4 protein-coding genes are annotated in these 7,037 nt (G+C 74.3%); all 4 read right to left on the minus strand.

The genetic code is table 11. The features are described 5' to 3' along the window. On the minus strand, positions 1 to 1,012 hold a 1,012-nt coding region (locus M3N57_13020), incomplete at its 3' end, for an ATP-binding protein (protein ID MDP9023591.1). An 8-nt stretch (positions 1,013 to 1,020) separates the two neighbouring features. After that, complete coding sequence (gene cobN, locus M3N57_13025) at positions 1,021 to 4,851, minus strand: cobaltochelatase subunit CobN (protein MDP9023592.1); 3,831 nt, start codon at positions 4,849 to 4,851, stop codon at positions 1,021 to 1,023. Next, positions 4,848 to 6,395: a cobyric acid synthase gene (locus M3N57_13030; protein MDP9023593.1), complete on the minus strand. Its 1,548-nt coding sequence runs from the start codon at positions 6,393 to 6,395 to the stop codon at positions 4,848 to 4,850. The genes cobN and M3N57_13030 overlap by 4 nt, the downstream gene beginning before the upstream one ends. Further along, a partial coding sequence (gene cbiB / locus M3N57_13035; GenBank protein ID MDP9023594.1) for an adenosylcobinamide-phosphate synthase CbiB occupies positions 6,392 to 7,037 on the minus strand: 646 nt, incomplete at its 5' end. The genes M3N57_13030 and cbiB, both read right to left, overlap by 4 nt.

A 7,037-nucleotide genomic window follows, 5' to 3' on the forward strand; every position in this document is an offset into this window, starting at 1 on the left:
CGTCGCCACCGTCCAGCGCCCGGTCCAACGCGTCCTCGTCGAGGTCGGGGGCCTCGAACGGCTGTCGGCGCCGACGGTGGGGCAACGCCAGCAGCGCGGCGCGGCGGACGTCGTCGCGGTTGACCTCGCCGCGGCTCTCCCACGCGGCGATCGCCCGAGCTGCCTTGGCCACGACGATGTCGGCGCGGAGCCCGTCGACGTCGAACGCGGCGCACACCCGGACCGCCCGGTCCAGCTCACGCTCCGGGAGGGTCACCGCCCCGAGCAGCTTCCGGGCGGCGACCACCCGACGTGCCGTCGCGGCCTCATGGCGGTCGTAGCGGCGCGCGAACCCGACCGGGTCCGCCTCGTAGGACAGGCGGCGGCGGACCACCTCCGACCGTGCCCCCGGGTCGCGGGGGGCGGTGACCTCGACGGCGAGGCCGAAGCGGTCCAGCAGCTGGGGGCGGAGCTCGCCCTCCTCGGGGTTCATCGTCCCCACCAGGAGGAACCGGGCGGCGTGACGCACCGAGATCCCCTCGCGTTCGACGTGCGCGACGCCCATGGCCGCGGCGTCCAGGAGGAGGTCGACCAGGTGGTCGCTCAGGAGGTTGACCTCATCGACGTAGAGGATGCCCCGGTTGGCGGCGGCCAGGAGGCCGGGCTCGAACGCGCGGGCGCCGGCGGCCAGGGCCCGCTCCAGGTCGATCGAGCCGGCGACGCGGTCCTCGGTGGCGCCGACCGGGAGCTCCACCAGCCGCGCGGCGACCACCGTCACGTCGGCTCCGGCGGCGTGCGGACCGGCGGGGCAGGTCGGGAACGGCGCGGCCGGGTCGCAGGAGTACGGACAGCCGTCGACCTGCTCGACGGGTGGGAGCAGCGCCGCCAGTGCCCGGACCGCGGTGGACTTGGCCGTGCCCTTGTGGCCGCGGACCAGGACCCCGCCGATCGCGGGGTCCACGGCGTTCAGCAGCAGGGCCAGCTTGAGGTCGTCCTGGCCGACCACCGCGGAGAACGGGAACGGGGCGTGCACGGCGGTGGTCACGGGGTCTCCTCGGTGCGGTCCTCGAGCCCGGCGTCGCACGCCAGGTAGGCGGCGCGCAGCTGCGCGAGCGTGTCCTCACGTGGCTGTGCCCACAGACGTCGGTCCGCGGCCTCCAGCAGCCGCTCGGTCATGGCCCGCAGCGCCCAGGGGTTGGACCGTTCGAGGAAGGCCCGGGTGTCGGCGTCGAACACGTAGCGGGCCGCGACCGTCTCGTACATCCAGTCGTGGACCACTCCGGCGGTGGCGTCGTAGCCGAACAGGTAGTCGACGGTCGCCGCGAGTTCGAACGCGCCCTTGTAGCCGTGACGCATCATCGCCGCGATCCAGCGGGGGTTGGCGACCCGCGCGCGGAAGATCCGGTTGGTCTCCTGCTGCAACGACCGCGTCGCGGGACGCGCCGGGTCGGTGCCGTCACCGATGTAGGCCCGCGGCGCGACGCCGGTCAGCGCCCGGATCGTCGCCACCATGCCGCCGTGCTCCTGGAAGTAGTCGTCGGAGTCGAGGATGTCGTGCTCGCGCGTGTCGATGTTCTTCACCGCCACCGAGACCCGCGACAGGTTCGTCTCCAGGTCGTCGCGGGCGGGTGCCCCGTCGAGCCCCTCGCCGTACGCGTACCCTCCCCACACCGCGTACACCTCGGCCAGGTCGGAGACGTCGCGCCAGTTGCGCGCGTCGATCAGCGGCAGCAGTCCCGCACCGTACGCGCCGGGCTTCGCGCCGAACACCCGGGTGGTGGCCCGCCGCCAGGCCCGGTCGTCGCCCTCGCCGGCGGCGGTCAGGCGTGCACGGTCGGCGCGGGCGTGCTTGGCCACGAAGTTGTCCTCGTCCGGCTCGTCGAGGCTGGCGACCAGCTGAACGGCCCGGTCCAGGAGCGACACCAGGTTGGGGAAGGCGTCGCGGAAGAACCCGCTGACCCGGACGGTGACGTCGATGCGGGGCCGGGCCAGCTCGTCGAGGTCGATCACCTCCAGGTCGACCACGCGGCGGGTCTCGTCATCCCACACCGGGCGGACGCCGAGGAGCGACAGGATCTCGGCGATGTCGTCGCCGTGGGTGCGCATGTTCGCGGTGCCCCACACCACGATCCCGACCGTCTCGGGCACCGTCCCGTCGTCGGCCACGGCCCGCGCCAGCAGGTCGGACGCCAGGCGCTGGCCGACCTGCCACGACAGGCGCGAGGGGATGGATCTGGGGTCGACCGAGTAGAAGTTCTTCCCGGTGGGTAACACGTCGAGCCGGCCGCGGGTCGGCGACCCCGACGGGCCGGCTTCCAGGTAGTGGCCGTCCAGCCCGGCCAGGAGGGCGTCGAGCTCACGGCGGCAGGCCACCACCCGCGGGACCACCTCGGTGCAGGTGAAGCGCAGCACGTCGGCCACGCTGGCGTCCGCTCGTCCCAGCACGTCGACGACGACCGCGTCGACGGCTGCGGTCTCCCAGTCCTTGGCGTGGAGGCGGTCCAGGAGCGCGTCCACGAGGGATTCGAGCCGGTCGAGGAGGTCGCTGCCGGTCCGCCCGGGACCCGGACTGGCTGCCACCAGCGCGTCGCGGCCCACGCCGGCGGCGACCGGCTCACCCGGCGCGTCGAGCAAGGCCCGTTCGTCGAGGTCGTAGACGGCTGCGACCGCAGCCCGCAACCCGGGCACGTCACCGTGAGGCAGGCGGAGGATCGCGCGGACCAGCCCGCGCAGCTGCTCGCCTCGAGGCGGCGCTCCCAGGACGTGTAGACCGCCGCGGACCTGCAGGTCCTTGATCTCGCACAGGTACCCGTCGACGTGGGTGATCAGGTCGCCGAACCCGTCAGCATCCGGCGGGCGGTCGGCGCCCAGGTCACGGGCGATGTCGGTGGTCTGCAGCAGCTCCCAGACCTGCGCCCGGAGAGCGGGGAGCTTGTCCGGGTCCAGCAGCTCGATCTCGGCGTACTCGTCGAGGAGCTGCTCGAGGCGGCGCAGGTCGTCGTAGGTCTCGGCGCGCATCTGCGGTGGGACGAGATGGTCGACGATGGTGGCGTGCGCGCGGCGCTTGGCCTGGGTGCCCTCCCCGGGGTCGTTGACCACGAACGGGTAGAACAGCGGCGTGTCCCCGAGGGCGGCGTCGGGGCCGCAGGCGGCGGACAGGCCCACTCCCTTGCCGGGCAGCCACTCGAGCGTGCCGTGCTTGCCGACGTGCACGACCGCGTCGGCGGCGAACACTCGGGTGAGCCACCAGTAGACCGCCAGGTAGTGGTGGGTGGGGGCCAACGCCGGGTCGTGGTAGATCGCGACCGGGTTGGCACCGAAGCCGCGGGGCGGCTGGATGGCGACCACGACGTTGCCCAGGCGCAGCGCAGCGACCGCCAGTCGGCGACCGTCGGGCGTGACGAACAGTTCGCCGGGCGGCGGACCCCACGCCTCCTGCACCGCCGACTGCAGGTCGACAGGCAGGTCGTGGAACCAACGCGTGTAGCGGTCGACGTCGAGGTGGGCGTCGAGGCGGGCTAGCTGAGCCTCCGTGAGGAACTCCTCGTCGAAGCCTCCCGCGTCGATCAGGGCGTGGATCAGCGCGTCGCCGTCGGTGATCTGGTCGCGACCGCTGGCGCGACTTGAGCGACGTGGGACGAGACGCTCATCGACGTTGCCCAGGTCGTACCCGGCGTCGCCGAGGGCGGACAGGATCCGCACCGTCGACGCGGGGGTGTCCAGCCCGACGCCGTTCCCGACCCGGCTGTGGCGGGTGGGGTAGTTGGACAGCACCACCGCCACCCTCTTGTCGGCGTTGCGCACCCACCGCAGCCGCGCGTGGTTGACCGCCAGACCGGCGACGCGGCCGGCACGTTCACGGTCGGGGACGTACGTGACGACCGGGCCACCGACCGTGGCACGACCGGCGGGGACCTCCTCCTTGAACGAGAACGGCACGCCGACCACCCGCCCGTCGAACTCGGGGAGAGCGATCTGCATGGCGGTGTCGAGCGGGGACAGCCCGACGTCCGAGTCCGACCAGCGTTGACGGTCGACGGTCGCGACCAGCCCCTGCACCACGGGGACGCCGAGCTCGCGGAGCGCGGGGACCTCCCAGCCGTCGGCATCTGCTCCCGTCGAGCCACCCATCGCCAGGACGGTCAGCACCAGCGCGTCGGGGACCACCCCGGCGTCACGCAGGTGGTCCAGCGCCGCCACCTGCCCGTCGTGTTCGGGGCGGAGCGAGTAGCAGTACAGGCCGACGGCGTTGGCTCCGCGCTCCTCGATCGCCGCCAGGAGCGCGTCGACGAACGCGACGTTCCCGCTGGTCAGGTGCGAACGGTAGAAGACGACCACGACCGTGGGTCGGTCGGCATCCAAGCGTCGGGCCGCGGCGGCGTCGTCGGGAGCGTGCGGGTGGTACAGCCCGAACGGCGGGACCGACCGGGGCGGGTCGAAGCCGAACCCCTCCAACAGGATCGTGTCGGCGACGAAGCGGAGCAGGTTCGCGGTGTTCTCGACGCCACCGAGCCGCAGGTACTCGAAGGCGTCGGCGACCACCGACGGCGGCGCGGTCGAGGCGGCGGTGAGGTCTGCATCGGGGGCGTCCTCGCCACCGAACGCCAGCAGCGGGATCCGTCGGTCGGCGCAGCGCTCCCGCAGCCGGTCGAACAGCTCAGGGAACGCCGACCGGCCACCCAGCAGCCGGACCAGCACCACGCCCGCACCGGCGGTCGCGTCGTCGATCCACCGGCTGGTCGCGTCCTGCGGAGCGCGGGCGGGGTTGAGCGCCCGGACCTGCGGGAACCCCGCTGGCAGGTGCGGGACCGCTTCGGCCACCGCCAGGATCTCGGTGTCGGCTGTCGTCAGCAGCACGATCGTGGTGGTCACGCGCGGCTCCCCGTGTGGGCCACCCCGGCGGGGGGGACGACCGGGAGACCGGGTGGTGCGCCGTGGGTGATCAGCTCGGCGACGGCGGTGGTGTCCAGGTGGTCGGCGATCAGGTCGCCGAGGCGGTCGAGGCGTTCCTCGCGGACGGCGGCGAACGGGCGGGTCCCCGGCCGCCAGGTCCGCCCGGTTGCGGCGGCGACCCAGGCCAGCAGCGCGCGGCGGAACGCGTCGCACTCCAGCGCACCGTGCCAGGACGTCCCGGCGACGGCCCCGGCGACGCAGCCCTCGTCGCGGCCGTCGGTGTGGCGCAGGAACGGCTCGCCGCCGTGGACGGTGACGCGGCCGTGGCGGATCTCGTAGCCGTCCACCGCCACGCCGCCCAGGAACGGGGCGGTCCCGGCGGGGCGGCCGACGACCTTGTCGGGCGCGAACACCGTGTCGACCGGGAGGAGACCCAGGCCGGCCACCTCCCCCCGCCCGGACTCGACGTGGTCGACGATGCGGTCGCCGAGCAGCTGGTACCCGCCGCAGAGACCCAGGACGGGGCGGCCGGCGCGGGCCCGTTGTCGCAACACCCGGTCCAGGCCGGTGCGCCGCACCCAGGCCAGGTCGTCGACCGTGGCTTTGGTCCCGGGTACGACGACCAGGTCCGCGCGGGCCACCACCGCGGGGCTCGCGGTGAAGCGGACGGCGACGCCTGGCTCGGCCGCGAGCGGGTCGGCGTCGGTGAAGTTGCTGATGCGTGGCAGGCGGACCACCGCCACGTCGATCTGGCCGTCGGGGTCGCCCGGGGTTCCGCCAGTGCGGTCCCACCCGGCGGCGTCGAGCGCGAGCGAGTCCTCCACGTCGAGCCACAGCCCGTCGCGGTGAGGCAGGACCCCGAGGACCGGGCGCCCGGTCAGGCCACGCAGCTGCTCGAGCCCGGGGGCGATCACCCGGGGGTCGCCCCGGAACCGGTTGATCACGAACCCGGCGACGTGCGCCTGGTCGGCCGCGTCAAGCAGCGCGACCGTGCCGTGCAGCGCCGCGAACACCCCGCCACGGTCCACGTCGCCGACGACCACGACCGGCAGGTCCCCTGTCCGGGCCAGCCCCAGGTTGGCCAGGTCCCCGGCGCGGAGGTTGATCTCGGCGGCGCTCCCGGCGCCCTCGCAGACGACCACGTCGAACCGGGTGCGCAGGTCCGCCAACGCCTGCACCACGACCGGAAGGAGCTCGCCGCAGCGGTGGCGGTAGGAGCGCGCGTCGACGTCGAACGCCGGCCGGCCGAGCACCACGACCTGACTGTGGCGTTCCCCGGTCGGTTTGATCAGGATCGGGTTCATCGCGGCCTCGGGCGGGACCCGTGCCGCGGCGGCCTGCGCGGCCTGGGCCCGGCCGATCTCGCCCCCGTCGGCGGTGACCGCCGCGTTGAGGGCCATGTTCTGCGCCTTGAACGGGGCGACGGACACGCCCCGGCGGTGCAGCCAGCGGCACAGACCTGCGACGACGACGCTCTTACCGACATCGGAGCCGGTCCCACACACCAGCAGCGCGCCTCTCACCGCTGGCCCGTCCACGCCAGCACTGCAGCGGCGATGCCGGCGGCGACCGCCCCCACCGCGCGCGACAGGCGGATGGCGCGGTCGACGTCCGCGACGCGCGGAGTGGTGCCGTCTCCGATGCGAGGCCGGGCCACCATCTGGCCGTGGTAGGCGACCACGTCGTCTCCGACGACGACCTCGAGGGCGCCGGCGAACGCGGCCTCGACCGGGCCGGCGTTGGGGCTGGCGTGGACGCGCCCGTCGCGACGCAGGACCCGCCAGGCACGGCGAGGATGGCCGCCGACCGCGGGGGCCAGCGCCACCGCGAGGACGGCCGTGAGCCGGGCGGGGACGGCGTTGAGCACGTCGTCGAGGCGGGCGGCGGCCCAACCGAACCGGGCGTAGCGACCGTCGCGGTACCCGACCATCGCGTCGAGGGTGTTGACCGCCCGGTGCGCGACGACCCCGGCCGGACCTGCGACCGCCGCCCACGCCAGCACCGCGACGACCGCGTCGGAGGTGTTCTCCGCGACCGACTCGACGGTGGCGCGGACCAGCCCGTCGCCGTCGAGCACGTCGGGATCACGGCTGACCAGAGCGCGGACGCGCGTGCGCGCCGTGGGGAGGTCGCCGGCGTCGATGGCGGCGGCCACGGCGCGGGCC

The sequence above is a fragment of the Actinomycetota bacterium genome (assembly GCA_030776725.1).
Classification (GTDB): Bacteria; Actinomycetota; Nitriliruptoria; order Nitriliruptorales; family JAHWKO01; genus JAHWKW01.